The organism is Bacillus sp. VA15 (genome assembly GCF_055721145.1).
Window position 1 is genome coordinate 749,988 of sequence record NZ_JBVQPQ010000001.1, and the last position, 25,996, is coordinate 775,983.

At 42.9% G+C, this 25,996-nt stretch carries 31 protein-coding genes and 1 other RNA gene; 24 read left to right on the forward strand and 8 right to left on the reverse strand.

Going from position 1 to position 25,996, the window contains the following annotated elements:
• Positions 1–70: 70 nt before the first annotated feature.
• The 7 genes from AC0DBE_RS04085 to AC0DBE_RS04115 all read left to right on the forward strand — a co-directional run bounded on the left by AC0DBE_RS04085 (position 71) and on the right by AC0DBE_RS04115 (position 5,335).
• The gene (locus AC0DBE_RS04085; RefSeq protein WP_003225588.1) at positions 71–241 is read left to right on the forward strand and encodes a YpmA family protein; all 171 of its coding nucleotides are present in this window, start codon (positions 71–73) and stop codon (positions 239–241) included.
• 8 nt (positions 242–249) lie between these two features.
• On the forward strand, positions 250–735 hold the full coding sequence (tseB, locus tag AC0DBE_RS04090) for a cell wall elongation/penicillin-binding protein regulator TseB (RefSeq protein ID WP_014114185.1): 486 nt from the start codon (positions 250–252) through the stop codon (positions 733–735).
• 22 nt (positions 736–757) lie between these two features.
• Entirely contained in the window at positions 758–1,939 is a 1,182-nt protein-coding gene (gene aspB / locus AC0DBE_RS04095; RefSeq protein ID WP_014114184.1) for an aspartate transaminase AspB, read from the forward strand.
• 141 nt (positions 1,940–2,080) lie between these two features.
• A complete protein-coding gene (asnS, locus tag AC0DBE_RS04100) occupies positions 2,081–3,373 on the forward strand; it encodes an asparagine--tRNA ligase (protein WP_472961164.1) in 1,293 nt (430 codons plus the stop codon).
• Positions 3,374–3,467: 94 nt separating this feature from the next.
• A complete protein-coding gene (gene dnaD, locus AC0DBE_RS04105) occupies positions 3,468–4,166 on the forward strand; it encodes a DNA replication protein DnaD (protein ID WP_003225592.1) in 699 nt (232 codons plus the stop codon).
• 18 nt (positions 4,167–4,184) lie between these two features.
• On the forward strand, positions 4,185–4,844 hold the full coding sequence (gene nth, locus AC0DBE_RS04110) for an endonuclease III (protein WP_472961166.1): 660 nt from the start codon (positions 4,185–4,187) through the stop codon (positions 4,842–4,844).
• On the forward strand, positions 4,841–5,335 hold the full coding sequence (locus AC0DBE_RS04115) for a YpoC family protein (RefSeq protein ID WP_079287895.1): 495 nt from the start codon (positions 4,841–4,843) through the stop codon (positions 5,333–5,335). The genes nth and AC0DBE_RS04115 overlap by 4 nt, the downstream gene beginning before the upstream one ends.
• Positions 5,336–5,408: 73 nt before the next feature.
• Here the strand turns inward: AC0DBE_RS04115 and AC0DBE_RS04120 are convergent, their stop codons facing one another.
• Positions 5,409–8,150 (reverse strand): transglycosylase domain-containing protein, encoded by a 2,742-nt coding sequence (locus AC0DBE_RS04120; RefSeq protein ID WP_472961168.1) that lies wholly within the window; start codon positions 8,148–8,150, stop codon positions 5,409–5,411.
• A gap of 21 nt (positions 8,151–8,171) precedes the next feature.
• Complete coding sequence (gene recU / locus AC0DBE_RS04125; protein WP_014114180.1) at positions 8,172–8,792, reverse strand: Holliday junction resolvase RecU; 621 nt, start codon at positions 8,790–8,792, stop codon at positions 8,172–8,174.
• 40 nt (positions 8,793–8,832) lie between these two features.
• Between recU and AC0DBE_RS04130 the strand changes: the two genes are divergently transcribed.
• Positions 8,833–9,795, forward strand: coding sequence for a DUF2515 domain-containing protein (locus tag AC0DBE_RS04130; protein WP_014114179.1), 963 nt, complete (start codon positions 8,833–8,835; stop codon positions 9,793–9,795).
• A gap of 24 nt (positions 9,796–9,819) precedes the next feature.
• Here AC0DBE_RS04130 and sspM read toward each other — a convergent pair whose 3' ends face one another.
• Complete coding sequence (gene sspM, locus AC0DBE_RS04135) at positions 9,820–9,924, reverse strand: acid-soluble spore protein SspM (protein ID WP_003225606.1); 105 nt, start codon at positions 9,922–9,924, stop codon at positions 9,820–9,822.
• A gap of 198 nt (positions 9,925–10,122) precedes the next feature.
• Between sspM and AC0DBE_RS04140 the strand changes: the two genes are divergently transcribed.
• Both AC0DBE_RS04140 and AC0DBE_RS04145 read left to right on the forward strand, forming a co-directional pair.
• Positions 10,123–10,368: a DUF5446 family protein gene (locus AC0DBE_RS04140; RefSeq protein ID WP_061187652.1), complete on the forward strand. Its 246-nt coding sequence runs from the start codon at positions 10,123–10,125 to the stop codon at positions 10,366–10,368.
• 45 nt (positions 10,369–10,413) lie between these two features.
• The gene (locus AC0DBE_RS04145) at positions 10,414–10,785 is read left to right on the forward strand and encodes a YppE family protein (protein WP_003225610.1); all 372 of its coding nucleotides are present in this window, start codon (positions 10,414–10,416) and stop codon (positions 10,783–10,785) included.
• 39 nt (positions 10,786–10,824) lie between these two features.
• Here AC0DBE_RS04145 and AC0DBE_RS04150 read toward each other — a convergent pair whose 3' ends face one another.
• Positions 10,825–11,013: a YppF family protein gene (locus AC0DBE_RS04150; protein ID WP_003225611.1), complete on the reverse strand. Its 189-nt coding sequence runs from the start codon at positions 11,011–11,013 to the stop codon at positions 10,825–10,827.
• 186 nt (positions 11,014–11,199) lie between these two features.
• Between AC0DBE_RS04150 and AC0DBE_RS04155 the strand changes: the two genes are divergently transcribed.
• The gene (locus AC0DBE_RS04155; RefSeq protein ID WP_014114177.1) at positions 11,200–11,568 is read left to right on the forward strand and encodes a YppG family protein; all 369 of its coding nucleotides are present in this window, start codon (positions 11,200–11,202) and stop codon (positions 11,566–11,568) included.
• 20 nt (positions 11,569–11,588) lie between these two features.
• On the opposite strand, the gene AC0DBE_RS04160 is transcribed toward AC0DBE_RS04155, so the two are convergent.
• Positions 11,589–12,008, reverse strand: coding sequence for an Hsp20/alpha crystallin family protein (locus tag AC0DBE_RS04160; protein ID WP_072566467.1), 420 nt, complete (start codon positions 12,006–12,008; stop codon positions 11,589–11,591).
• Positions 12,009–12,145: 137 nt separating this feature from the next.
• On the opposite strand from AC0DBE_RS04160, the gene AC0DBE_RS04165 reads away from it, so the two are divergent.
• The 9 genes from AC0DBE_RS04165 to AC0DBE_RS04205 all read left to right on the forward strand — a co-directional run bounded on the left by AC0DBE_RS04165 (position 12,146) and on the right by AC0DBE_RS04205 (position 19,517).
• Positions 12,146–12,652 carry a PTS sugar transporter subunit IIA gene (locus tag AC0DBE_RS04165; RefSeq protein WP_061187822.1) on the forward strand — a complete coding sequence of 169 codons (507 nt, stop codon included), beginning with the start codon at positions 12,146–12,148 and terminating at the stop codon, positions 12,650–12,652.
• A gap of 102 nt (positions 12,653–12,754) precedes the next feature.
• A complete protein-coding gene (gene mrfA / locus AC0DBE_RS04170) occupies positions 12,755–15,004 on the forward strand; it encodes an ATP-dependent helicase MrfA (protein WP_072566466.1) in 2,250 nt (749 codons plus the stop codon).
• Between the two features lie 15 nt (positions 15,005–15,019).
• Positions 15,020–16,270: a ribonuclease H-like domain-containing protein gene (locus tag AC0DBE_RS04175; protein WP_072566465.1), complete on the forward strand. Its 1,251-nt coding sequence runs from the start codon at positions 15,020–15,022 to the stop codon at positions 16,268–16,270.
• Between the two features lie 99 nt (positions 16,271–16,369).
• On the forward strand, positions 16,370–16,498 hold the full coding sequence (locus AC0DBE_RS04180) for a hypothetical protein (protein WP_014114173.1): 129 nt from the start codon (positions 16,370–16,372) through the stop codon (positions 16,496–16,498).
• A gap of 83 nt (positions 16,499–16,581) precedes the next feature.
• A complete protein-coding gene (gene cotD / locus AC0DBE_RS04185; RefSeq protein ID WP_003225625.1) occupies positions 16,582–16,806 on the forward strand; it encodes a spore coat protein CotD in 225 nt (74 codons plus the stop codon).
• 88 nt (positions 16,807–16,894) lie between these two features.
• Positions 16,895–17,440 carry an SLOG family protein gene (locus tag AC0DBE_RS04190; RefSeq protein WP_003225627.1) on the forward strand — a complete coding sequence of 182 codons (546 nt, stop codon included), beginning with the start codon at positions 16,895–16,897 and terminating at the stop codon, positions 17,438–17,440.
• Positions 17,441–17,515: 75 nt separating this feature from the next.
• The gene (gene gpsB / locus AC0DBE_RS04195; RefSeq protein WP_003225629.1) at positions 17,516–17,812 is read left to right on the forward strand and encodes a cell division regulator GpsB; all 297 of its coding nucleotides are present in this window, start codon (positions 17,516–17,518) and stop codon (positions 17,810–17,812) included.
• 65 nt (positions 17,813–17,877) lie between these two features.
• Positions 17,878–18,259: RNase P RNA component class B (rnpB, locus tag AC0DBE_RS04200), an RNA gene on the forward strand.
• A gap of 100 nt (positions 18,260–18,359) precedes the next feature.
• Positions 18,360–19,517, forward strand: a complete 1,158-nt coding sequence (locus AC0DBE_RS04205; protein WP_242733880.1) for a THUMP domain-containing class I SAM-dependent RNA methyltransferase — start codon at positions 18,360–18,362, stop codon at positions 19,515–19,517.
• A 54-nt stretch (positions 19,518–19,571) separates the two neighbouring features.
• Here the strand turns inward: AC0DBE_RS04205 and AC0DBE_RS04210 are convergent, their stop codons facing one another.
• Positions 19,572–19,724 carry a YpzG family protein gene (locus AC0DBE_RS04210; protein WP_010327933.1) on the reverse strand — a complete coding sequence of 51 codons (153 nt, stop codon included), beginning with the start codon at positions 19,722–19,724 and terminating at the stop codon, positions 19,572–19,574.
• Positions 19,725–19,886: 162 nt separating this feature from the next.
• On the opposite strand from AC0DBE_RS04210, the gene AC0DBE_RS04215 reads away from it, so the two are divergent.
• Positions 19,887–20,078: a hypothetical protein gene (locus AC0DBE_RS04215; RefSeq protein ID WP_014114171.1), complete on the forward strand. Its 192-nt coding sequence runs from the start codon at positions 19,887–19,889 to the stop codon at positions 20,076–20,078.
• A gap of 103 nt (positions 20,079–20,181) precedes the next feature.
• Complete coding sequence (locus tag AC0DBE_RS04220; RefSeq protein ID WP_061187659.1) at positions 20,182–22,107, forward strand: ATP-dependent DNA helicase; 1,926 nt, start codon at positions 20,182–20,184, stop codon at positions 22,105–22,107.
• A 42-nt stretch (positions 22,108–22,149) separates the two neighbouring features.
• On the opposite strand, the gene kduD is transcribed toward AC0DBE_RS04220, so the two are convergent.
• Both kduD and kduI read right to left on the reverse strand, forming a co-directional pair.
• On the reverse strand, positions 22,150–22,914 hold the full coding sequence (gene kduD, locus AC0DBE_RS04225) for a 2-dehydro-3-deoxy-D-gluconate 5-dehydrogenase KduD (RefSeq protein ID WP_061187660.1): 765 nt from the start codon (positions 22,912–22,914) through the stop codon (positions 22,150–22,152).
• A gap of 1 nt (position 22,915) precedes the next feature.
• Positions 22,916–23,743: a 5-dehydro-4-deoxy-D-glucuronate isomerase gene (kduI, locus tag AC0DBE_RS04230; protein ID WP_079287889.1), complete on the reverse strand. Its 828-nt coding sequence runs from the start codon at positions 23,741–23,743 to the stop codon at positions 22,916–22,918.
• 221 nt (positions 23,744–23,964) lie between these two features.
• Between kduI and kdgR the strand changes: the two genes are divergently transcribed.
• Entirely contained in the window at positions 23,965–24,984 is a 1,020-nt protein-coding gene (gene kdgR / locus AC0DBE_RS04235; protein WP_072566461.1) for a pectin utilization transcriptional regulator KdgR, read from the forward strand.
• A gap of 37 nt (positions 24,985–25,021) precedes the next feature.
• Positions 25,022–25,996 carry a 2-dehydro-3-deoxygluconokinase gene (kdgK, locus tag AC0DBE_RS04240; RefSeq protein ID WP_472961175.1) on the forward strand — a complete coding sequence of 325 codons (975 nt, stop codon included), beginning with the start codon at positions 25,022–25,024 and terminating at the stop codon, positions 25,994–25,996.

The following is a 25,996-nucleotide window of genomic DNA, read 5'->3' on the forward strand; positions in this document are numbered from 1 at the left end:
TGATACTAGTATGGCGTGTCCTGAAATGGAGTATGACTAACAATATTTGTTCAAACTGGAGGATGAAAAAATGGAAAGCAAAATCGAAATTCTTTCAACAATTAACGTAGAGCATTCTGATGACTTGTATAAAATTGTAGACACACTGAATCGGACACTGAAGAGAGACAATCTGATGTTCGGCCTTGCGCTGGATGAAGAAAACAAAAACCAAGCCGTTTTTACTATTTATCGTACGTAGGTGAGAAGATGAGAAAAAAAGCATTAATATTTACCGCCATTTTTGGTATTATTTTTTTAGCAGTACTTCTTGTCTCGGCAAGTATTTATAAATCAGCCATGGCACAAAAGGAAGAGGGGCACGAAGCAGCAGCTGCTGAAGCTAAAAAAGAAACCGATCTCGCCAACGTTGATCAAGTCGAAACATTTGTCGGAAAAGAAAAATATTATATCGTAAAGGGAACGGACAAAAAAGGCACTACATTATATGTCTGGGTTCCTGCTGATAAAAAAGCAAAAATTCTCTCAAAAGAAGCAAAAGAGGGTATCTCGGAAGACAAAGCGGCAAAAATCATACAGGATGAAGGGCTGGTTTCAAAGCAAAAAGAGGTTCACCTGGCAAGAGAAGGAAATGTCCTGCTTTGGGAAGTGACGTACTTAGACAAAGAAGGTCAATACAGTTTAAGTTATGTGGACTTTACAACTGGAAAGATTCTCAAAAATATCACGCCTTAAGACGAATTAGGGGGAGTTCAAGTTGAAACTGGCAAAAAGAGTATCCGCATTAACACCATCTACCACACTGGCAATCACAGCGAAAGCGAAAGAACTGAAAGCGGCGGGCCATGATGTCATCGGCTTAGGAGCAGGCGAACCTGACTTCAATACACCGCAGCACATTATTGATGCCGCTGTACGTTCAATGAACGAAGGCCATACGAAATATACGCCTTCAGGTGGTCTGGCTGAACTGAAAAACAGCATTGCAGAGAAATTTAAACGTGACCAGAATATTGAATACAAACCGTCTCAAATTATTGTCTGCACTGGTGCCAAACATGCTCTGTACACCCTTTTCCAAGTGATTTTGGATGAAGGAGATGAAGTCATTATTCCAACGCCTTACTGGGTAAGCTATCCGGAGCAGGTGAAACTCGCTGGCGGAAAGCCTGTTTATGTAGAAGGGCTTGAGGAAAATCATTTCAAGATTTCTCCTGAACAGCTGAAAAATGCGATCACGGATAAAACAAAAGCGATCGTCATCAACTCTCCAAGCAACCCGACTGGTGTCATGTATACGGAAGAAGAATTGGCAGCGCTTGGTGAAGTGTGCCTTGAACATGACATCCTGATTGTGTCTGATGAAATTTATGAAAAACTTACATACGGCGGAAAGAAACACGTTTCCATTGCACAGCTGTCTGACAGTCTGAAAGAGCAGACGATTATTATTAACGGCGTGTCGAAGTCACACAGCATGACGGGCTGGAGAATCGGTTATGCAGCTGGGTCTGAAGACATTATTAAAGCGATGACGAACCTTGCAAGCCACAGTACGTCAAATCCGACATCAATCGCACAGTACGGAGCAATTGCTGCTTATAACGGGCCTTCTGAGCCATTGGAGGAAATGAGAGAAGCATTTGAACATAGATTACATACAATCTATGCAAAGCTCGTAGAAATCCCTGGGTTCAGCTGTGTGAAGCCAGAAGGTGCTTTTTACTTGTTCCCGAATGCAAGAGAAGCAGCCCAATCTTGCGGATTCAAAGATGTAGATGAATTTGTTAAAGCGCTTCTTGAGGAGGAAAAAGTTGCGATTGTTCCTGGATCTGGCTTTGGCTCTCCTGATAATGTCCGTCTGTCTTACGCAACATCGTTAGAGCTTCTTGAAAAAGCGGTTGAAAGAATCAAGCGTTTTGTCGAAAAACATAGCTAACAGATTAAAAAGCGGCTGAAAGAAAAGCCGCTTTTTATCTGCATTGACCCGGTTAGTTAAGAGCGGGTATAATAAAGTGATGATAATAGAGTTCGGGGCAATGGGCTTCCGAATGTCTTTCTTGTTTTGGAGGGAAATATGTTGAAAACAACAATCAACCAAGTGTACAAGCACGTAGGTGAGGAAGTAATGATCGGAGCTTGGGTCGCTAATAAGCGTTCAAGCGGGAAAATCGCGTTTTTACAGCTGCGGGACGGTACCGGATTTATTCAAGGTGTCGTAGTAAAAGCGGAAGTGGAAGAAAGCATTTTCCAAACAGCTAAATCAGTGACGCAGGAAACGTCACTCTATATAAAAGGGATTGTCAAAGAGGACGAGCGTTCTCCGCTTGGGTATGAACTAGCTGTGACAGGTATTGAAGTCATTCACGAAGCGACTGATTATCCAATTACGCCAAAAGAACACGGCACGGAATTCTTGATGGATCACAGACATTTATGGCTGCGTTCAAAACGCCAGCATGCGATCATGAAAATCCGTAATGAAATCATTCGCGCGACTTACGAATTCTTTAATAATGAAGGCTTCGTAAAAGTCGATCCGCCGATTCTGACTGGAAGCGCACCTGAAGGAACAACAGAGCTCTTTGCGACAAAGTACTTTGATGAAGATGCTTACCTGTCTCAAAGCGGTCAGCTTTACATGGAAGCTGCGGCAATGGCTTTAGGAAAAGTATTCTCCTTCGGACCGACATTCAGAGCGGAAAAGTCTAAAACAAAGCGCCACTTGATCGAATTCTGGATGATCGAACCGGAAATGGCGTTTGTAGAATTTGAAGAAAACCTTCAAGTACAGGAAAATTACGTTTCATTCATTGTGCAATCAGTTCTTAAGAATTGCAAAATTGAATTAAACACATTAGGAAGAGACATGTCAAAACTTGAGCAAATCAAAGCTCCGTTCCCAAGAATCACGTATGACGAAGCGATTGATTTTCTGAAAGAAAAAGGCTTTGATGATATCGAGTGGGGAGATGACTTCGGAGCGCCTCATGAAACAGCGATTGCCGAACACTATGACAAACCGGTTTTCATCACCCGCTACCCGACGTCCTTAAAACCATTCTATATGCAACCTGCCTCTGACCGTGATGATGTCGTGCTTTGCGCTGACTTGATTGCGCCGGAAGGCTATGGAGAAATCATCGGCGGATCTGAACGGATTCACGATATGGAACTTTTGGAAGCTCGTCTTAAAGAACATGGACTGGATTCTGACGCATATAAATGGTATGCTGAACTTAGAAAATATGGATCAGTTCCTCATTCCGGCTTCGGCCTTGGATTAGAGCGGACAGTAGCTTGGATCAGCGGAGCGCCTCACGTTCGTGAAACCATTCCGTTCCCAAGACTATTAAACCGCCTGTATCCATAATACATTCAAATGAAACAAGAAAAAGAGTCTCCTGCAAGGGAGACTTTTTACAGTAAAGGGGAATTCGTGATCCTTTACAGTAAGAGGTGTGACAATGAAAAAACATCAATTTATTGACATGCAGGAGCAGGGAACGTCAACAATCCCTAATCTTCTGCTCACGCATTATAAACAGCTCGGGCTTAATGAAACAGAACTTATCCTGCTGTTAAAAATCAAAATGCATTTAGAAAAAGGCTCTTATTTTCCTACACCGAATCAGCTGCAGGAAGGGATGTCAATTTCTGTTGAGGAATGTACAAACAGATTGCGGATGTTCATTCAAAAAGGTTTTCTGTTTATTGAAGAATGCGAAGACCAAAACGGCATCAAATTTGAAAAATACTCTCTTCAGCCTTTATGGGGCAAGCTGTACGAGTATATACAGCTTGCACAGACTCAAACACAGGAAAGAAAAGCAGAAGGGGAACAAAAAAGCCTTTATACCATTTTTGAGGAAGAGTTCGCCAGACCCTTATCACCTTTGGAGTGTGAAACACTGGCCATTTGGCAGGACCAAGATCAGCACGACGCACAGCTGATCAAACACGCGTTAAAAGAGGCTGTACTCTCAGGGAAACTCAGCTTCCGCTACATTGACCGGATTTTGTTTGAGTGGAAGAAAAACGGGCTGAAAACTGTAGAACAGGCTAAAATCCACAGCCAAAAATTCCGGAAGGTACAAGCAAAGCAGAATGAACCGCAAAAAGAGTATAAAAGGCAGGTTCCTTTTTACAATTGGCTTGAACAATAAAGTGAAAAGGTGACAATCGTGTTAAATCTAAAACAAATTAAATTCTGTTTAGACAAGATAGGCGACATGTTTCCCCACGCAGAGTGTGAATTGGTTCATTCCAATCCTTTTGAATTAGTGGTGGCAGTCGCTTTATCTGCGCAATGTACAGATGCACTTGTAAACAGAGTGACCAAAACATTATTTCAAAAATATAAACGGCCGGAAGACTATTTGGCTGTTTCGCTGGAAGAGCTTCAGCAGGATATTAAATCAATCGGTTTGTATCGCAATAAAGCGAAAAACATCCAAAAACTAAGCAAAATGATTATTGAAGATTACGGCGGGGAAGTGCCGCGAGACCGTGATGAGCTTGTCAAACTGCCAGGTGTCGGAAGAAAGACCGCTAACGTCGTGGTATCCGTTGCCTTTGGCGTGCCGGCCATCGCCGTAGATACCCATGTGGAGAGAGTCAGCAAGCGTTTGGGAATCTGCCGTTGGAAGGACTCGGTGCTGGAAGTGGAAAAGACGTTGATGCGCAAGGTTCCGAAAGAAGACTGGTCCGTTACGCATCACCGGCTTATTTTCTTCGGCAGATATCATTGTAAGGCCCAGTCACCGCGCTGTGCGGAATGCCCGCTGCTTTCTCTGTGTAGAGAAGGGCAGAAGAGAGATAAAAAAGGACTGGTGAAACGATGACGCAAGCGAAAGAAGTGCTGGCTTCCTATGAGCAATACTTGCGCAGTCTTGGCCAGATGAGCTCCTCGGATATGAAAGAAGCCTTGCAGATCAACCCAGTGTATTTTGATTTCTGCACGGAATCTCAAGGCATTTTGCCATGGGAGGACAGCGGTAAGTATGTTCCGCTATTATTTAATGTGTGGGAAGACATTAAAGCATCACTTCTCCCTGTTTTTCAAACACGAAAATCGAGATGCGACCAAAACGATATGCTGAAGGGCATTGTGTGTTTGCTGGCTTCGCTTCACTGGACAGCAGGTGAGCGGGTGAAATCGCTTGATTGGGCAGAACTGACGGAGAAATCATTCCCCGCCAAGCCGATCAATTGGGCTGAACGAGTAGAATTTATTCTTCTAAAGCCGACCCAATACCATTGCTTTATTCAGCTTGATGAGCTGTTTACTGAAATGAAAAAGCATTTTTATAAATACCATGCGATGAATCGATAAAACCTCTCCATAAAAGGAGAGGTTTTTTATTATGAAGAGAAAAGCCATCACCCAAAAGGTGATGGCTTTTTGTTTAATTTGTTTTTTCAGTTGTTGATGATGAGTTCGTTTGTGTTTCTGTTTTGTTTTTATTTGTATCAGAGCCTGATGAATCATTCGTATCTGAGTTCGTATCACCATCCGACGTATCTTGGTTGTTGCTGTTGTTGTTATTGTTGTTGTTATTGTTAGGTTGGTCTTGGTTATTGTTGTCGGGCGGATTGGTGTTCGTGTTGTCTTGTTTTTTGTCTTGGTCGTTTGTTGAATCATCTGTCTTATCTTTATCTGTCTGACTGTCATCTGTTTGAGAATCATCAGTTTGTGTGTCATCCTGAGTCTTCTCATCATCTTTATTTTCATCATCCGTTTGTTGCTGATCTTCTTTATCTTCATCATCTTCAGCTTTTGGTACTTCATAGGATGTGGAAGCTGTACTTTTGCCATCATCACTGACGGCTGTTACTTCGAATTTGTATACAGATCCTGGCTGCACGCCCGAAATGACTGCCTCTTTTGCAGAGCTGTTTTGAATTTCTGAGTAGCTGCCGCCATCAACAGATTGCTTAACAGCAAAGGTCGCATCTCCATCGTAATTCCAGCTTAATGTCAAAGATTGATTGTCTTTATCATATTTCACGTTTAAACCAGACAGTTTTTCTGTTTCTTCTTTTTCTTCTTTCTCATATGTTTTAGAAACAGTAGAAGGAGCTGTGCCATTTACAAAGTACTCTGTGAGCTTTTTATCGCTCGGCGTATTTGGTCCTGCCAGTTTTGCCGGGTTAGAGCCTTTTTCTACAGTGGCTTCCACTACGCTGTCAGGCTTCTCAAATGATCCGCTTCCGTCATCGACGTCGGCAATGAGTTGGGCGAAAATGCGCTTTGCAACTTTTTGCTCTTCAGCTGAAAGAGATTTCTTTCCAGCTTCGTTTTCTCCCATACCTGTCCAGACTGCTGCTGTATATTGCGGTGTGTAGCCGACAAACCAAGAATCTCGGGCACCGCCGCTTGCGATATTGTACCTTTGGACTTCATTTTCATCAAAGTTTGTTGTCCCTGTTTTTCCTGCTACTTCCACACCGGGTACTTGTGCAAGCTGTCCAGTTCCTGTCTTAACAGCTGTTTTCAGCATATCTGTAATCATAAACGCAGTATAATCGCTCATTGCTGATTTTGATTTCGGTGTTAAGTCAAGCTTCGTGCCATCGTTAAATTCAATAGACTTTACAAAATGTGGTGCATTATACGTTCCGTTATTTCCAAACGCGCTGTATGCGCCTGCCATTTTTAGAGGAGAAACACCATCGTCTCCACCAAAACCGCCAATTGAATAGGCCTCTGATACATTATCTTTTGTTAATCCAAGTCCAAGTCCATTTGCAAAGTCTACAGCAGTATCTTTACCGACTGCCTGGAATGCTTTTAAAGCTGGGATATTTCTTGATTGTGCAAGAGCGTAACGCATAGAGATAGACCCTAGATATTTACGGTCCCAATCACGGATTGGTTTTCCATTCGAATACGTATAAGCTGAGTCATCAATTTGTTCGTACGTGGACCATTTTTTGTTTTCGATAACTGGGCCGTAGTCCAAAATCGGCTTTATGGTTGAACCAGGCTGTGCCTCAGTTTGAGTTGCATAGTTAAAGCCTCCGACAGGCTGATTGCGTCCTGCACCAATCGCGCTTACTTCTCCAGTTTTTGTATCGAGAAGCGTAACGCCGCCCTGCATGCCTTCAGTAAATCCGACGGTGTCTCCGTTCATTAATTCATCTAGTTTGTCTTGTGCTTTTGTATCTAATGTCGTATAAATTTTTAATCCGTCAGTACCTGGGTTGACATCAGATTTTTCTTCAATTTCTTTCATGACTTCTTCAATAAACGCGCTGTATTTATTTGAATTTGTTTTTTCATATTCCTTCTGTGACACAACGCCTTCGTCTTTCACTGCCACTTTTTTCGCTTTGTTATATTCAGAATCAGAAATAAATCCTTGCTTTTTCATCAGACTGAGTACAATATTCCGCCGTTTTTCCGCTTTATCCGGGTTTTTAACGGGATTGTACGCTGTCGGGCTTTGCGGCATACCCGCAAGTGTCGCAGCTTGTTCCACAGTCAATTTGCTTAAATCTGTGACGCCGAAAAATTCTTCCGCCGCTTTTCCGATTCCGTATGCTCTAGGAGAAAAATAAATCCGGTTTAAATACATTTCTAAAATTTCATCTTTAGAGTAATTGCGTTCAAGCTGAATCGATAGCCAAACTTCCTGCACTTTCCGTTTCAGCGTCTTCTGATGAGAAAGAAGGGAGTTCTTGACGACCTGCTGTGTGATTGTACTTCCGCCTTCAGCCCCGAAGCCATCTGTAAAGTTGGCGACTAAGGCGCCTCCGATACGGACAGGGTCAATCCCGTGGTGCTCATAAAAACGGGCGTCCTCTGTCGCAATAAAGGCTTCTTTTACAACATCGGGAATTTCATCTATCGAGACGTAGGTCCGCTTTTCGGAGCCGTATTCAGCGATTTCTTTTCCGTTTTTATCATAAATTGTCGATGAATAAGGCGTCTTTAATTTGTTTTCATCCAATGATGGAGCATCTGAAACCATGACGGCAAATGTTACCGCACCGCCGACTACGCCTAAAACAAACAGAATGAGTAAAGTAAAAAGGGTCTTTTTAAACAATCCGCCTTTTTTTCGTTTCTTGCCTTTTTTCGGTGAAGGACTCGATTTGCTGTTCGCTTTTCGTCGAGCTTCACGGCTGTTAAATTGATCTGACATAACATCTCAACCTTTCGTTAATCAACCTTTCGCACTAGAAGATGGCGAAAAATAAAGCTGTTCAATAATACTAATATAATCAATTCTAGGTGCGTATCCAAGAGAAATCGGATATGCTGATTCCTCTAACTCATCTTTTCGAATTGATTTTCTGCCGTTTTTTTCTTTTCTGTCCCAGAAAAAAAACAGCTTATCGGCTTCCAAAAAATAAACCTGGTCGAAAGCGGATATAATAACAAAACAAATACCGTCTTGAGCCTTTACCTGCTTCATATGCTCGATTTGATGGTCATGGAAATTCTGCAGGGGGAAAGAGGTCTTGTTTTTCGTTTCTTTCGCCTCAAAATCAATATACCGCCCTTTGTAAATCCCGTTATAATCTGTTGTCGATGATTGTTTAAAGTAAGCTTCTTTAATCACTGCGGCGCTTCTTTTTGGATAATGGACATTTACAATTTGAACTGGTGTCGGCTTTTTGTGTATGACGGCAATTTGGTTTGTCAGATAATACTTATTCGTTTCGTTTAAGTCATCTTCGAGGGTCATCCCGCGATTACTGTAAGACGGGGCCCTTTTCTGACTGTTTTGGGATGAAACCGAATGTTTCGGCTGGAACGTTTTTCCGTTAGGATAACGAATCACTTTCTCATCCTCCTTATTAAACTATTCATGACGGAAGTGAATGAACGTGCAAGAACAACAGACCATCAGAAAGCTTCTGTGCCGGATTGAGCGGCAGACAAAATCAAAAAACGCAGATAACATTTCAAGAACGAACGCATATAAAGCGTTTTATGACCGTCATCCGGAAATTAAATGGTCGCTTTTGGCATCCTTCGTTTCTCGCAATGCCGGCTGGTCAATGACTGACTTAAAAGGCAGTCTGTTTCAGCTTGGACTCCGTGAGAGACAGCAAAAGTGGTTCTTTTTAGCCTATGAAAGAGCGAACTGGCTTATTTTTTCGGATGCCTATCCGCAGCTTCTTTTGTACCACTGGTCAAAAAAAATCGGGAAACCGCTGTTCCATCACCTGCATGTGTTTGGGGTCTCGCAATTTATGACGGAAGAATGGGCCCGTTTTTGGCATGAGCGAAACACGGAGCGGCTGATGTATGCCCTCATTATAAATGAACAAAACACTATCCAAACACCTATTATACAAAATCCTTCGTTTAAAAAGAATGTTTTTGACACGATTCCTTTTTATTTAAGTGATTGGTTTCATTTTAACACGGTTATTTTTCCTTCTTCAGACGGGTTTCTTTACGGCATTTCAGTGAAACGCTTTTCAAAGACAGAGGAAAGGGTAAGGCTGGGAAAGCAGCTGTCTCAATTGCTGTTCAGTCCGGAATTGTTCTCCTCTTTTTATCACTTTTTGCATACAGTGCCGCACACAGGCTCCCGTTTTGATATGGAAAAAATGATCGGGATCACAAAAAGAACATCTCCTATGTTAAGGACATGCTATCCTGAGGTAATCCACTCATTAGACGGAGAGAAGACAGATTGGTTTCATGGAAAGATCAAGAAAGCGTTCTTTAGGCGTGAGGAATTGCCGAAGCAGATTGAATTGACAGACTGGTATTTACATAAAAAACGCCAGCTTCATGCGCTTTTTGCGTTGGAGCATTGGCTGAAAAAATAAAGAAGCAAGGAATTTCCTTGCTTCTTACGTAGAAGGGCGGTTCGGGCCGCCTAGTTTTTTATCTAAAGAATCGATTGCTTTTGATTCCGTCTTTTTTTGCTGGCCGGCTTTTTTCGGTCTTGTTTTCATACGGCACCTCCTCACAAGTATCGTTTGCATTAAGGGAGAGGATCATACAATTTTTGCGGGTCTTTTTGTCGAAAACTTCAGCTTTTCGTGGAATGCCTGTTTGTTTGGCGATTTGCTTCTAGTTTTGTCATGAGGAAGGAAAGAGCCTGAAGAGCAAAGAATGTTAACCGGGAGAGACGAGGAAAGGGAGGTACACGAATGTCCGGTTATGTAAGCAAAACAGATATTCTCCGTATGCTTTCTGATATAGAAGATGAATTAATCCGAGCTGAGCAAAGCCTGAATCATTCTGTAATTGCCTTTGAGGCTGAGATGCGGGAAACGGAAAACGATCGCCTGAGTGTGCTGGAAGAAGAACTCATGGACCTTCATATTTGTATAAACGAGCTTTGTCAATCGCCTCAACACAGGTATGCGTTTGAAAAGGTATACCGTATCGGCTGAATTTGCGAGTGAAATTTGGTACGATATGCATTGAGGTGAAGGGTATTGCAATCACAAACGTTGCTGGAAATGACCGAGCAAATGATTGAAGCTGCTGAAAAAGGTGCTGATCGATATCAGGAAGGAAAAGACAGTGATCTTTCTTATGATTTTTTTGAGACGATAAAGCCTGCAGTTGAAGAGAATGATGATCTGGCGGCTCGCTGGGCGCAAGGGGCGCTTGAATTGATAAAAGCCCGCCGTCCGAAATATGTGCATAAAGAGCAAATCGAGACCGTAAAGGATAATTTTCTGGAATTGGTCCTTCAATCATATGTTCATCATATTCATAAAAAACGATTCAAGGACATCACTGAGTCAGTCCTTTATACATTGCACGCAGTAAAGGATGAAATTGCAAGAGAAGACAGCCGGTAAAGGCTGTCTTCTTTTAAGTTTGTTATAGGGGGCCGGACGTTAATTCAACTCATATGCCGGGCTTTCTGCTCCATTTGCTTCGAGAACCTTCATACTGTTACGAAACTCAGTTGTGCTGAGATGTCCTTGAATATAGAGGAACTTGGCAAAGTCCATCAGTTTATTCATACAGTCTGTTTCATATTTCTTCATTTCTGCAAAACGTTTGCTTAAGTATGATACGTTCATTATGGTGCATCCCCTCTCATCTGTATTGAAAATATGGTACCATAATGATTCGACTTTTTTCTGTTTTTAAAAAATTTAAACTTTCGACACAATTTGACAAACGCGAATCAGGACCTGTGACACAAACAATAGTTTTCGTTCATACATATATAGAAGAGAAACATGTAGAGTTTAGGGGGAATCGCAATGAACAGGAGTTCTCAGAGCTATCCTCGGCAAATGGGCTATTATTATCCACAGCAAATGCAGGGATATTATCAGCAGGTTTCACCTGGGCAATACTTCCCGCAGCAGCATTATGGGCAGCAGGAATATTATCAGCCGTATGTTCCGAACCAGTCTATGCCTATGCAGCCGCCTGTATTTTCCAACCCTTATCCAATCCCAAGGCCTAATCAACAGCAGCCCTCACAATTCCAAAATATTATGTCGCAGTTCAAAAAAGCCAACGGGCAGTTTGATTTTAATAAAATGATGGATACGACAGGTCAAGTGATGAGTGCAATGAATCAGGTCGGATCTTTAATAAAGGGATTTACCAGCTTTTTTAAATGATAGAAGCATGAATGAGTCGTTCATTCATGCTTATTTTTTGGAAAGAAAAGTGTCATTGTCTGCTCGTTCCAAGATGTTTCCATATCTTCTTGGAGTACTTCATAAGGCAGCTGAACCGTTCTCGTTATGCTTGTAAAAGTGGCCTCATTTTGTTGTTTCTGTTTCTCTTGGAGTGTTACATGCAGATACCTCGATTTAATATCAACGACGATCTCGCCATCACGAAACGTCGCTGGAATTGTAATATCGACATACAGCCCAGTATCTCTTTCTCTGACATGTATGGTCGTCTGTACATCCTTTACACTCGAGTTGATCAGGTTTTGAAATCCGTTTAATAGGTTGCCGAATGCTGAGGATTGAAACAGATGATCCATTGCCTCCGTGATGATTTCTTCTTTCTTTTGCAGTTCCTTCTTTTTGTCATCATTGAATTCCAAATCTGCCACCGCCTTTTTTATCCAGATTATGCGCCTATGCCAGATGTTGTTATAAATTGAAGCAAAATTGAAAGTGTGGTTAAATAGTGGTGAATGAAGGGATAACGGTTGAAGCGAATGAGAAGGGAGAAAACACATTGCTGAAAAAATTATTCGGAATGGGCAAAACTCAGGAAAAAGTGACAGAAGAGGTTATTTATTCTCCGGCAGACGGTACGGTAATGGACCTGACAGATGTGCCGGACCCTGTTTTTTCACAGAAAATGATGGGGGAAGGAATAGCGGTGGAACCGTCTAACGGTGAAATCGTTTCACCTGTTGAAGGTGAAGTGATTCAGATTTTCCACACCAAACACGCCGTTGGCATTCGGACTCGCTCAGGAATTGAACTGTTAATTCATGTCGGGCTGGAAACGGTCAATATGAACGGAGAAGGGTTTACTGCCCACATCAAAGAAGGAGACAAAGTGAAGGTCGGTGACCCGCTGATTACGTGTGATTTGGAATTAATCAAAGAAAAAGCGAGCAGTACCGTCATCCCCATCGTTATTATGAATGGTGAGGCTGTAGGATCAATTGTGCCGGCAGGGGAAAAGGCTGCTAACAAAGGTAAAACAAAGCTCCTTACAATAAAAGCGAAATAAGCAGGGCGTATGCCTTGCTTTTTTTGTTCGATTGTATAAAATTTGCACCTAGCCATGCAAACAAATATTCGGTAAACTGTACTTGACAAAGAGGTGTAAAGAATGAAAAAGAAATCACTGACTGAGCTCATTTCTGAGTTAAAAGGAAATGAAAACGTTGTGAATTGGCATGAAATTGAGCCTCGTGAAGCAAGAACAAGGCCGATGCCTGAAAGTATAGATGAAAGAATAAAAGCAGCCCTTTCGAAAAGGGGCATTGATGAACTATATACCCACCAATTTTCCGCTTTTCAATATGTGCAAAAAGGAGAAAGCATCGTTACCGTAACGCCAACCGCATCAGGAAAAACGTTATGCTATAATCTCCCAGTCCTGCAGTCCATCGCCCAAGACGAAACAAACCGGGCGCTATATTTATTTCCGACTAAAGCGCTGGCACAAGACCAAAAGAGCGAGCTAAATGAAATCATTGATGAAATGGGCATTGATATTAAAAGCTTTACATATGACGGGGATACGTCTCCGGCAATCAGACAAAAGGTGAGAAAAGCAGGTCATATTGTCATTACAAACCCCGATATGCTGCATTCTGCCATTCTTCCGCATCATACGAAATGGGTCAGTTTGTTTGAAAACCTTAAGTATATCGTCATTGATGAGCTTCATACGTATCGCGGCGTTTTCGGGAGCCATGTGGCGAATGTGATCCGGCGGCTGAAGCGGATCTGCCGGTTTTATGGAAGTGATCCGGTTTTTATTTGTACTTCCGCAACAATTGCCAACCCGAAGGAATTGGGAGAGCAGCTGACGGGCAAACCGATGCGGCTGGTCGATGACAACGGTGCCCCGAGCGGACGGAAGCACTTCGTGTTTTATAATCCGCCAATTGTGAACAAACCGTTGAATATTAGAAAGAGCGCAACAGCAGAAGTGAATGAACTGGCGAAAGAGTTCCTGAAAAACAAAGTGCAGACCATTGTTTTTGCCAGAAGCAGAGTCCGGGTGGAGATTATTTTAAGCCATATTCAAGAGCTTGTGAAAAAAGAGATTGGGACAAAGTCAATCAGAGGCTATCGGGGAGGCTATCTTCCGAAAGAGCGAAGAGAAATCGAAAGAGGTCTGAGAGAAGGCGAAATTTTAGGAGTGGTCAGTACGAATGCCTTAGAGCTTGGTGTTGATATCGGCCAGCTGCAAGTGTGTGTGATGACGGGGTATCCTGGAAGTGTGGCAAGTGCATGGCAGCAGGCGGGGCGAGCCGGCAGAAGACACGGTGAGTCTTTGATTATTATGGTCGCCAATTCAACGCCGATCGATCAATATATTGTGCGGCATCCCGAATATTTCTTTAACCGTTCGCCGGAATCTGCAAGAATCAATCCGGAGAATTTGATTATTTTAGTAGACCACTTAAAGTGTGCGGCTTATGAGCTTCCTTTTAGAGCTGATGAAGAGTTTGGGCCGATGGATGTAAGTGATATTCTTGAGTACCTTCAGGAAGAGGCCGTTCTTCACCGGAATGGCGAACGGTATCATTGGGCAAGTGAATCATTTCCTGCATCAAATATCAGTTTGCGTTCCGCATCACAGGAAAATGTCGTTATTGTTGATCAATCGGACATTGCAAATGTAAGGATTATCGGAGAAATGGATCGTTTTAGCGCGATGACGCTTTTGCATGATGAAGCGATTTATTTGCATGAAGGGGTTCAATATCAAGTAGAGAAGCTCGATTGGGACCATAAAAAGGCTTATGTCAGAAAAGTCGATGTCGAATATTACACGGATGCCAACCTGGCAGTTCAGCTAAAAGTATTAGAAATTGATAAAACGAAGGAAAAATGCCGTACGTCATTGCACTATGGTGACGTCACTGTCAATGCCCTGCCGACCATTTTTAAAAAAATTAAAATGACCACTTTTGAAAATATCGGGTCTGGTCCTATTCATTTGCCGGAAGAAGAACTGCATACAAGTGCAGCTTGGCTCGAAATCAAAACAGCAGATGAAGACATCGGGGAAAAGACGTTGGAACAGCTGCTTCTTGGCATCTCAAATGTGCTGCAGCATATTGTCCCTGTGTATATTATGTGTGACCGAAACGATGTTCATGTCATTTCTCAAATCAAAGCAGCCCATACCGGATTGCCGACGATCTTTTTGTACGATCATTATCCGGGCGGCATCGGTTTGGCTGAGGAAGTCTTCAAACGTTTTTCAGACATTAATGAAGCGGCAAAACAGCTCATTAAACAATGTCCTTGTCATGACGGCTGTCCGTCTTGTATAGGTACCGAAATAGAAGGGATAAAAGCAAAGGAAAGAATTTTGCAGCTGTTGGATCAAATGGCGTAAGGAGGGAGGTCAGATATGTCATTAAAAGGGAAACTCCAGCGAATGAAAAAGCATATGGTGCTCGACGAGGGAGAACATAAAATAGAAGCAGGCCAACGAGAAAACAATTTTGCTGAAATCCCGTTTTTAGAAGAGTGGGAGGCTTTTGGCATGAAGCCTTTTTTCTTCGAAGATGAATACTGCCTTATTAGAGAAGTAGAATATCCGCTTTCTCACCGCCATGGGTTATACCGTTTTTCTGAGCTTGATGAAGTGATTACACTGTGGAATCAAAGCAGCCTGTCGCATACTTTGTCAGCAAAAGGGTATAACAAAAACAGTCTCTTTTTCTTTGATACAGAAACAACTGGTCTTGGAGGCGGAGCCGGAAATACCATTTTTTTGCTTGGCCATGCGAGAGTATATGAAGACCGAGTGACAGTCAAACAGCATCTTTTGCCCAAACCGGGGAATGAAGTCGCCTTGTATCAAAGCTTTTTAAGTGAGGTTGACATTACATCACTTGTAACCTACAACGGAAAAGCCTTTGATTGGCCGCAGGTGAAAACAAGGCACACATTGATCCGTGACAGACTTCCGAAGCTCCCGGAGTTCGGTCACTTTGACCTTCTGCATGGAGCAAGACGCCTGTGGAAACACAAAATGGACCGCGTATCACTTGGCACGGTTGAAAAAGAGGAGCTCGGCATTCACAGACAAGAAGACACACCGGGCTACTTGGCGCCAATGCTTTACTTTCATTTTATCAAGGCGCAAGAGCCTGATCTTTTAAAAGGTGTCCTGCATCATAATGAAATGGATGTGCTATCGCTCATTTCATTGTACATTCATATGTCTAAAAAAATTCTGTCAGCATCTTATGCGCCAAAAGAGCACATTGAGCACAGTGAAGCTTATGCCATGGCGAAATGGTTTATGGCCCATAAAGAAACGGATCAAGCGGTCAAACAGCTGGAAAGGCTTAAAGAAAAGTCGTTTGAGGATCAGGACAGAGCACGGCTGGATTTATCGCTCCTGTACAAAAAACAAAACCGGTTGGAAGAAGCAGTGCCGCTTTGGGAAAAGCTGTCCCGCTCCCAAAATCAGAAGTGCAGATACACTGCTGTGATAGAGCTCGCGAAATATTTTGAGCATAAGAAAAAAGAGTTTGGCAAAGCATTGTATATAGCAGAACAATTACTTAGTGATGCGGCATTCTTATCAGAAAAAGAATCAGAAAAACTGCAAGTAAGAATTGCCCGGCTGAAGAGGAAATATTCCTCTTGAATATTCCCCGGGAAAGCGCAAAAGACGACTTGTTTCGCCATGAATTTTTTTGCTGAATTCACATTGATTTTGTTGTAGAATAGCGGCGAATCCTGTAAAATGACGGTAGTTATTTTTAAAGGGAGAGTTGGTATGTATAAGGGTGTTTTTTACTTGTTCTTTGTTGTGGTATTTTTGATTGCTTTTGTGTTTTCAAACTTTAAAGACAGTTTAATTGTACACTTTTAAAATAGGTCTTTGCATTAGAACATGTACCCCTTATTTTTCATAACTTAGTATTGTAATAAAGTTTATGGAAAGGGGATTTAAACATGCATCACTGCAGACCGCACATGATGGCGCCGATTGTCCATCCTACTCATTGCTGTGAACACCATACGTTTTCAAATACTATCGTGCCGCATATTCACCCACAGCACACAACAAACGTAAATCACCAGCATTTTCAGCACGTTCACTACTTTCCACATACTTTCTCAAATGTTGATCCGGCAACGCATCAGCATTTTCAAGCAGGAAAACCTTGCTGCGACTAGTATGGAAACGTGCAGCTTGATGGTGTAAACAAACAGCACATCAAAATGGGGCCCAATGGGAGCCCCATTTTTTAAAGCAGGTGAAGTAATGAAAGTATTGGCAGTAACAGGATACAAGCCATTTGAACTCGGGATTTTTAAACAGGATGATAAGGCACTGTATTACATAAAAAAAGCGATCAAAAACCGGTTGATCGGACTTTTAGATGAGGGCTTAGAATGGATTTTAATATCGGGCCAGCTTGGAGCGGAACTGTGGGCGGCTGAAGCTGCATATGATCTGCAGGAGGAATACCCTGATTTAAAGGTAGCTGTGATTACTCCTTTTTACGATCAGGAAAAGAACTGGAAAGAGCCTAATAAAGAGCTTTATGAAGCTGTTCTGGCACAGGCTGACTATGAAGAAAGCCTGACTCACAGGCCGTATGAAAGCCCGCTACAATTTAAACAAAAAAATCAGTTCTTCATAGAAAAGTCAGATGCGCTGATGCTTTTATATGATCCTGAGAGGGAAGGATCTCCAAGGTACATGCTTGAGACGGCTGAAAAGAGACGCGAACAGGATGGCTATCCCATTTACTTTATCACAATGGATGACTTGAGAGTGACAGTAGAGGAAGACAGCTACTCATAGCAATAAGAGAAATTTGACAACCGTACAGATTTCTGAAAAAATATATGTAATGATTCACGATACGAGGTGAAAAAGATGCTTGCTGATAAAGTAAAGCTTTCTGCGAAAGAAATTTTGGAAAAAGAATTTAAAACAGGCGTTAGAGGCTACAAGCAAGAAGACGTTGACAAATTTTTAGATATGATTATTAAGGATTATGAAACCTTCCACCAAGAAATTGAAGAACTGCAGCAGGAAAATCTGCAGCTGAAAAAACAGCTTGAAGAAGCCAGCAAAAAACAGCCTGTGCAATCTAACACAACGAATTTTGATATTTTAAAACGGCTGTCCAACTTAGAAAAACACGTTTTTGGCAGCAAGCTTTATGATTGATCGCGCTTGAAAAAAATGGCGCTTGTAAATTGCAATCAGTTGTTATATAATAATTCATGTTCTTAACGTTCGGGTAATCGCTGCAGATCTTGAATCTGTAGAGGAAAGTCCATGCTCGCACGGTGCTGAGATGCCCGTAGTGTTCGTGCCTAGCGAAGTCATAAGCTAGGGCAGCCTTGATAGGCTGACGGCAGGAAAAAAGCCTACGTCCTTTGGATATGGCTGAGTATCCTTGAAAGTGCCACAGTGACGAAGTCTCACTAGAAATGGTGAGAGTGGAACGCGGTAAACCCCTCGAGCGAGAAACCCAAATTTTGGTAGGGGAACCTTCTTGACGGAATTCAACGGAGAGAAGGACAGAAAGCTTTCTGTAGATAGATGATTGCCGCCCGAGTACGAGGTGATGAGCCGTTTGCAGTACGACGGAACAAAACATGGCTTACAGAACGTTAGATCACTTACATTTAAAATGATGAAAACAAGCTCTCCCGTATAAGGAGAGCTTTTATCTTGAAAAGAGAAAAGTTTTAAAAGACAGGGTGATACGATGAAGAAGTATACACTAATTGCAACGGCGCCGATGGGCATTGAAGCTGTTGTCGCAAAGGAAGTACGAGATTTAGGATACGAATGCAAGGTTGATAACGGAAAAGTTATTTTCGAAGGTGATGCGCTTGCCATTTGCCGTGCGAACCTTTGGCTTAGAACAGCCGACCGCATAAAGGTTCAGGTTGCTTCTTTTAAAGCGAAAACATTTGATGAACTGTTTGAAAAAACGAAAGCGATTAACTGGCGCTCATTTATACCTGAGAATGGGAAATTCCCTGTCATCGGGAAATCGGTAAAATCAACACTTGCAAGCGTTCCTGACTGTCAGCGGATCGTCAAAAAAGCAATTGTCGAAAAGCTCAAGCTGCAGTCCGGCAAAGCCAATGACTGGATTGAAGAAACAGGTGCCGAGTATAAGGTGGAAATTTCTTTATTGAAAGATCAAGCGGTTATTACGCTGGATTCGTCAGGGACAGGGCTCCATAAACGAGGATACCGTGTCGACCAGGGCGGCGCGCCGATTAAAGAAACACTTGCTGCCGCTTTAGTGCAATTAACCAATTGGACCCCGGACCGTCCATTTGTCGATCCTTTCTGCGGTTCCGGAACGATCGCGATTGAAGCCGCGTTAATCGGCCAAAACATCGCCCCGGGATTTAACCGCGATTTTGTCTCAGAGGATTGGGAATGGATCGGTAAAGATCGGTGGGACAAAGCACGGCTTGAAGTCGAAGAAAAGGCGAACTATGACCAGCCGCTTACGATTTTCGCAAGCGACATAGACCACCGCATGGTTCAAATCGCAAAAGAGAATGCAGAGGAAGCAGGCTTGGGGGATTTAATCCAATTTAAGCAGATGCAGGTCAAAGACTTCACGACAAATCTGGAGTTTGGCGTAATTGTCGGCAATCCGCCTTACGGAGAACGTCTCGGCGAGAAAAAAGCCGTTGAGCACATGTACAAAGAAATGGGACAGGCGTTCGAACCGCTTGATACCTGGTCTGTGTATATGCTGACATCAAATGAGAATTTTGAGGAAGCATACGGCAGAAAAGCGACGAAGAAACGAAAGCTCTTTAACGGATTTATTAAAACGGATTATTATCAATACTGGTCAAAAGTAAGGCCGCAGCGCAAGAAAACAAAAAACGCATAAAAAGAAGACGCTCTGCATGCGCGTCTTCTTTCATCTTTCAGCCATATTCTATCGTTACCAACGGTGGGCTTTCGCGTTGCTTCTCAATATAATGTTGGTTTGGGACATTTCAGTGTGACCGTTTACTTGAGACTTAGAACGTTTAGGCCGCGTCCAATTGTGATGAAACAGTTCAGAATGCTGATCTAATCGATTTCTATAACTCATGTCAACATCACTCCCTGATAGAATATTGTTGATAAGACGGATATTCCGGGTACGGAATATCGAGTGTAGTTTGTGCATATTTCGGCGATAACATGCGGAAAGCATGTATATAAAATGAAAAGTCCGCATACAATGATGATTATTTCCATCAGAGGTGATCTCATGCTGAACAGCGAACATTTTAATCTCATTCAAAGGGCGCTTGACGCAACAGCCAACGAGCTGAAGGAGCACGGGGCTGATTCGTCTCCGTCTGTGATGTCGCATGCACTAAATGATTTAGAAAAAGCGGTGGAACATATTTATTCAACAGACCATCCTTTTTTATCGGCGCATGTGATCAATCGAAAGTAAGTTGTAAAAAAACTTGGCATTGCCAAGTTTTTTTATTGTATTCATCAGTAGGAAATGATATTATTGGTGGTCTGAATGTCGAATAGTTGGGGGTTGAAACTAGGTGACAACATCACGTTTGCCTTTTTCTTTAACGAAAACAAAGAATTTTTATGAAGAATTGAACAATTGGATTGGTGACGTGTTTTACGATATCCTTCCCGAAAAAGGGTTTGATCTTCGGGATGAGCAAGTATTTATGGCTTTTCAGCTGGAGCGGGCGTTTAAAGAGAAAAAAGTCATGTTTGCCGAAGCTGGAGTGGGAACGGGGAAAACGCTGGTTTATCTTCTTTTCGCGATCAGCTATGCAAGATATGTCGGCAAACCTGCCATTATCGCTTGTGCTGATGAAACATTAATCGAACAGCTAGTGAAAAAAGAGGGCGATATTTCAAAGCTGGCTGAGCATTTGGATCTGAAAATTGATACAAGGCTGTCGAAGTCACATGAGCAATATTTATGCTTGAAGAAGCTTGAAAAAACGATGCAGCGATCTGATGATGATAAATGGCTGGATCTTTATGAGTCATTACCGTCATTTGTTCATGAATCACAGGCGATGCAGCGCTTTTATCCGTATGGCGACCGTAAGCAGTACGCAAATCTATCAAATGAAGAGTGGTCTGAAGTAAGCTACGACTCGTTTCAGGATTGTCTGACTTGTGATATGAGACATAGATGCGGTTTGACACTTTCCAGAGATTATTACCGCAAGTCAACGGACTTGATCATTTGTTCCCATGATTTTTATATGGAGCATGTGTGGACGGAAGAATCGCGCAAACGAGAGGGCCAGCTGCCGCTCTTGCCTGATCATAGTGCTGTTGTATTTGATGAAGGACATCTGTTAGAGTTTGCTGCACAAAAAGCGTTAACCTACAGAGTGAAGCAGTCTACTCTTGAATTGTTTTTAGAACGTTTGCTTCAAAATGACATCAGAGAAGAGTTTGCTGAACTGATAGAAGATGCGCTTGCTGCAAACGATGAATTTTTCTATGTTCTTTCTGAAGAATCAAAAGAAGTAGCCGGTTCACACCGTTTAGAAATAAAAAATGACCAGCGTGTCAAAAAGGCGGCGGACGAGCTTTGCCGTTTGCTTGATAAAATCGGTGAGGCTCTTGTGTTCGAGTCTGAGATGTACACGATTGATCAATACGAGCTGTCAGTTGTGGAGGAATATGTTGAACAAATGGCGTATTCATTATCTCTATATCAAAAGGATGCGATCAGCTGGCTTGAGAAAAAGGAAGCAGAATCAACCTTTGTTGTGATGCCAAGAACGGTAGCGGAAGTGCTTGGCGAAAAAGTGTTTTCTAAGAAAATTCCTTATATCTTTTCTTCTGCCACGCTGTCAGAAGGCGGTTCGTTTGATTATATTGCCGACAGTCTCGGGATTCACGATTATTTATCATTAACCGTTGATTCTCCTTATGATTATGACGAGCAAATGACCGTTAATCTATATGCAAAAACAGATATGGCTGCTGAACAAAAAACGGCTGAAACGATTGAAACAATCAAACGTTATAAAGGCAGAACGCTGGTGCTTTTCCCTTCTTTTGAAGAATTAAACGAGTTTAAGCAGCTGTCGGCGGCTTGGGAGCTGCCGTATCCGATTTTCTTTGAAGGTGATGAGGAAATCAGCAGCTTAGTGGAGAAATTCCAAGAGGAAGAGGAAACAGTACTTTGTTCGGTTCACTTATGGGAAGGACTCGATATTCCTGGTGACGCATTGAAGAATGTTACCATTTGGTCATTGCCATTCCCGCCTCATGATCCTGTATTTACAGCGAAACGCAACGGGGCGAAAAAAGATCCGTTCGAAGAAGTTGATCTGCCATATATGTTATTACGCGTACGGCAGGGCATCGGGCGCCTGATTCGTTCGAATCAAGACAGCGGCTCGATTCACATTTACGCTGGCGGAGAAAATGGACGCATCATTGATGAAGTCAAAAAGGTCTTGCCTGTTGAACCGCATATGATGTAATAGAAAAAGCTGACGATCGTGTTCGTCAGCTTTTTTAATGTGTCAGCGGGATAGCCAGCCGCCGTCAACTGCTAAAATATGCCCATTTACATAATCTGAAGCACGTGATGCCAAAAAGACTGCAGTTCCCCCGATATCATCTGCTTTGCCCCAGCGACCGGCAGGGATTCTTTTTAAAATGTCCTCATTTCGCTTTTCATCATCCCGAATAGGCTGGGTATTCGCGGTAGAAATATAGCCCGGGGCGATTGCGTTGACCTGAACACCGGACGCCGCCCACTCATTTGCAAATGATTTTGTCAAACCGGCAACCGCGTGTTTGCTCGCTGTGTAAGCGGGAACGAGGATACCGCCTTGAAAAGATAGGAGAGAGGCGATATTAATAATTTTTCCATAACCTCTTTTCAGCATGTAGCTGCCTGCCAGCTGTGTCAGAATAAACAAGCTGTTTAGATTGACATTCAGTACATGCTGCCAGTTCTCTTCTGCAAAATGCTCCGCTTTTTCTCGGTGAATAATGCCGGCATTATTGACAAGGATGTCGATCTGCCGGCTTTCGAACAGCTCAGCTGCAGAATCCTTTATCGCTTCTGGCTTGCTCATGTCCAATGTAAAAGACGTAAACGTTCGGCCTTCTTGTTCCACAAGCTGCTGTGTTTCAGACAGGCTGCTTTTATGTGATGTGCCGATAATATCAGCGCCGGCCCCGGCCAGCGCTTTGGCAATTCCTTGACCGATTCCCGTTCCCGGTCCTGTTACCAGCGCTGTTTTTCCTTCTAATGAAAAGGCGTCATGTAGATAACTCATCTTATTTCAGCCCATCCATCGGAACGACATCCATGTCCGTGAATGTGTAGTTTTCTCCAGCCATTGCCCACACAAAGCTGTAGTTTGATGTTCCTGCGCCAGAGTGAATAGACCAAGCAGGAGAAAGGACAGCCTGCTCATTTCCGACAACTAGGTGGCGGGTTTCGTCCGGCTGGCCCATGAAGTGAAACACCTTCGAATCCTTCTCAAGATCAAGGTAAAGATAAGCCTCCATCCGGCGGTCATGGACGTGTGCCGGCATAGTATTCCAATTGTTGTTTTGATCTAACATCGTAATTCCCATCATAAGCTGACAGCTTTTAATGCCATCTTGATGAATGACTTTGTACAGGCTTCTGACGTTAGACGCTGCATCATCGCCAAGCCGGTCCGGTGTCAGTTCAGAAAGAGCGGCTTTTTGCGTCGGATAGCTTTGATGGGCACAAGCGGAGACGAAGTAAAACTTAGCTTGTTCTCCGTTCAGGCTTGTGAATGCTACATCCTGATTGCCCATTCCGATATAGAGAAAATCCTTTGTTTGAAGCACATATTCATCATCACCAACCCTGACAGCGCCAGGCTGGCCGACATTAATAATCCCGATTTCACGCCGTTCTAAAAAGAAATCTGTTTTAAGGAAATCCCCGGCATCAAGCTTCAGGTCACTTTGCCCAGGAGCGGCGCCGCCGATGACAACCCGGTCTTCATGTGAGTAAAACATCGTAAGTTTGTTTTCCGTAAATAAAGTATCCATTAAGAAATGACTGCGAAGCTCCTCAGTTGTAAAGCGTTTTACTTGTTCAGGGTGTACAGAATAACGGTTTTCCATTGTATTTCCCCCTTGGTTAGGATTTCGGCATCACTTGAATGAAAATATTTTGGTAACGGTTTCAAAGAAAATTTTAGGATAAATAGCGAAAAGAGTCAACGGGAAAATTGTGAATAAGCACATTATTAAAAAAACTCTTTCCAAATTTTAAAAATATGGTATTCTTTTGTTGTAACGGTTTTGAAATCGGTTTCAAATATATGAGATACAGGAGCACTTGAATGAAAAAGAAAACAACTGGCCATACGACCATCAAAGACGTAGCTGAATATGCAGGAGTTTCGAAATCGACAGTTTCCCGCTATATCAACGGAAAAATTGATGCGATTTCTCCTGAAAAAGTGAAAAACATTAAAAAGGCAATTGCAGAATTGAATTATCGACCAAGTAAAATGGCACAAGGTTTGAAAATAAAAAAAAGCAAATTAATCGGATTTGTTGTAGCTGACATTACAAATCCTTTTTCGGTCGCGGCTTTCAGGGGAGTCGAAGAGGTTTGTGATCAATATGGCTACAGCATTATGGTGTGCAACACAGATAACAGTCCTGAAAAAGAGCGGGAAATGCTCTTAAAGCTTGAAGCCCATTCGGTTGAAGGGCTGATTTTAAACGCAACCGGAGAAAACAAGGATGTGCTGCACGCCTTTGCCGAACAGCAAATTCCAACGATATTAATTGACCGGAAACTTCCGGATCTGAAACTGGATACGGTAACGACTGACAACAGAAGGATCACAAAAGAGATTCTTCAGAAGATTTACAGCAAAGGGTACACTGATGTCGCGCTGTTTACCGAACCGATTTCATCAATCAGCCCTCGTGCAGAAAGAGCAGCTGTGTATCAGGAAATGGCTTCGGCCCAAAATGCGAACGGGCTTGTCAGAATGTATGAAATTGACGTGAAAAACAAGGAGCAGCTTAAGGTGGCGCTTCGTTCTTTTCACAAGGAGATGCCGGAGCAAAAAAAAGCGATTCTGGCTTTGAACGGCTTAATTATGCTGAAAATCATCAGCTGTATGGAAGAGCTTGGCCTGCGCATCCCTCAAGATATAGGGATTGCTGGGTTTGATGATACGGAATGGTATAAACTGATTGGTCCGGGCATTACAACGATCGCCCAGCCGTCACATGATATGGGCAGGACGGCGATGGAACGTGTATTAAAAAGGATTGAAGGTGACAAGGGAGCGCCTCAAACCATTGAATTAGAGGCAGAAGTCATCATGAGACAGTCACTTTAATCCTAGGTGCCCTCAACTAAGAGGAGGTTGGGAAGAGATGAAGCTTGATGCGGTGACATTCGGGGAATCGATGGCCATGTTTTACGCAAATGAGTATGGAGGCCTTCATGAAGTATCCACTTTTTCTAAAGGGCTGGCCGGAGCGGAAAGCAATGTCGCTTGCGGCCTGGCCAGACTCGGATTTCAGATGGGCTGGATGAGCAAGGTAGGCAATGATCAGCTCGGAACATTTATTTTACAGGAGCTTAAAAAAGAGGGAGTGGATGTGTCCCGCGTGATCCGCTCGCAGGACGGAAATCCCACTGGTCTGCTGCTGAAGTCAAAAGTGAAAGAAGGCGATCCGCAAGTTACCTATTACAGGAAAAACTCAGCTGCAAGCACATTAACTTCTGCTGAATATCCGAGAGATTATTTTCAATCCGCAGACCATTTGCATGTAACAGGTATTCCGCCTGCCTTATCAGCCGATATGAAAGACTTCACGTATCATGTTATGAACGACATGAGAAACGCCGGGAAGACGATTTCGCTCGACCCCAATTTGAGAGCTTCACTTTGGCCTGATCAAGCAACAATGGTATACACAATCAATGATTTGGCTGGGCTTGCAGACTGGTTTTTCCCGGGGATCGCAGAGGGAGAGCTATTGACCGGAGAAAAAACACCTGAAGGCATTGCAGACTATTATCTGAAAAAAGGTGTAAGCTTTGTCGCTATTAAACTCGGAAAAGAAGGCGCTTACTTTAAAACGAAGACAAGTGAAGGATTTGCAGAAGGCTTCCGGGTCGACCGGGTGGTTGATACAGTCGGTGCCGGAGACGGATTTGCAGTCGGTGTGATCAGTGGTATCCTCGACGGTTTGTCGTACAAGGATGCGGTGCAAAGGGGAAATGCGATTGGCGCTTTGCAAGTGCAGGCACCGGGGGATATGGACGGCCTGCCGACCAGGGAGAAATTAGCCGCGTATTTATCTGCTCAAAGAACGGTTTACCAAAAGAAAGGGGATTATTAA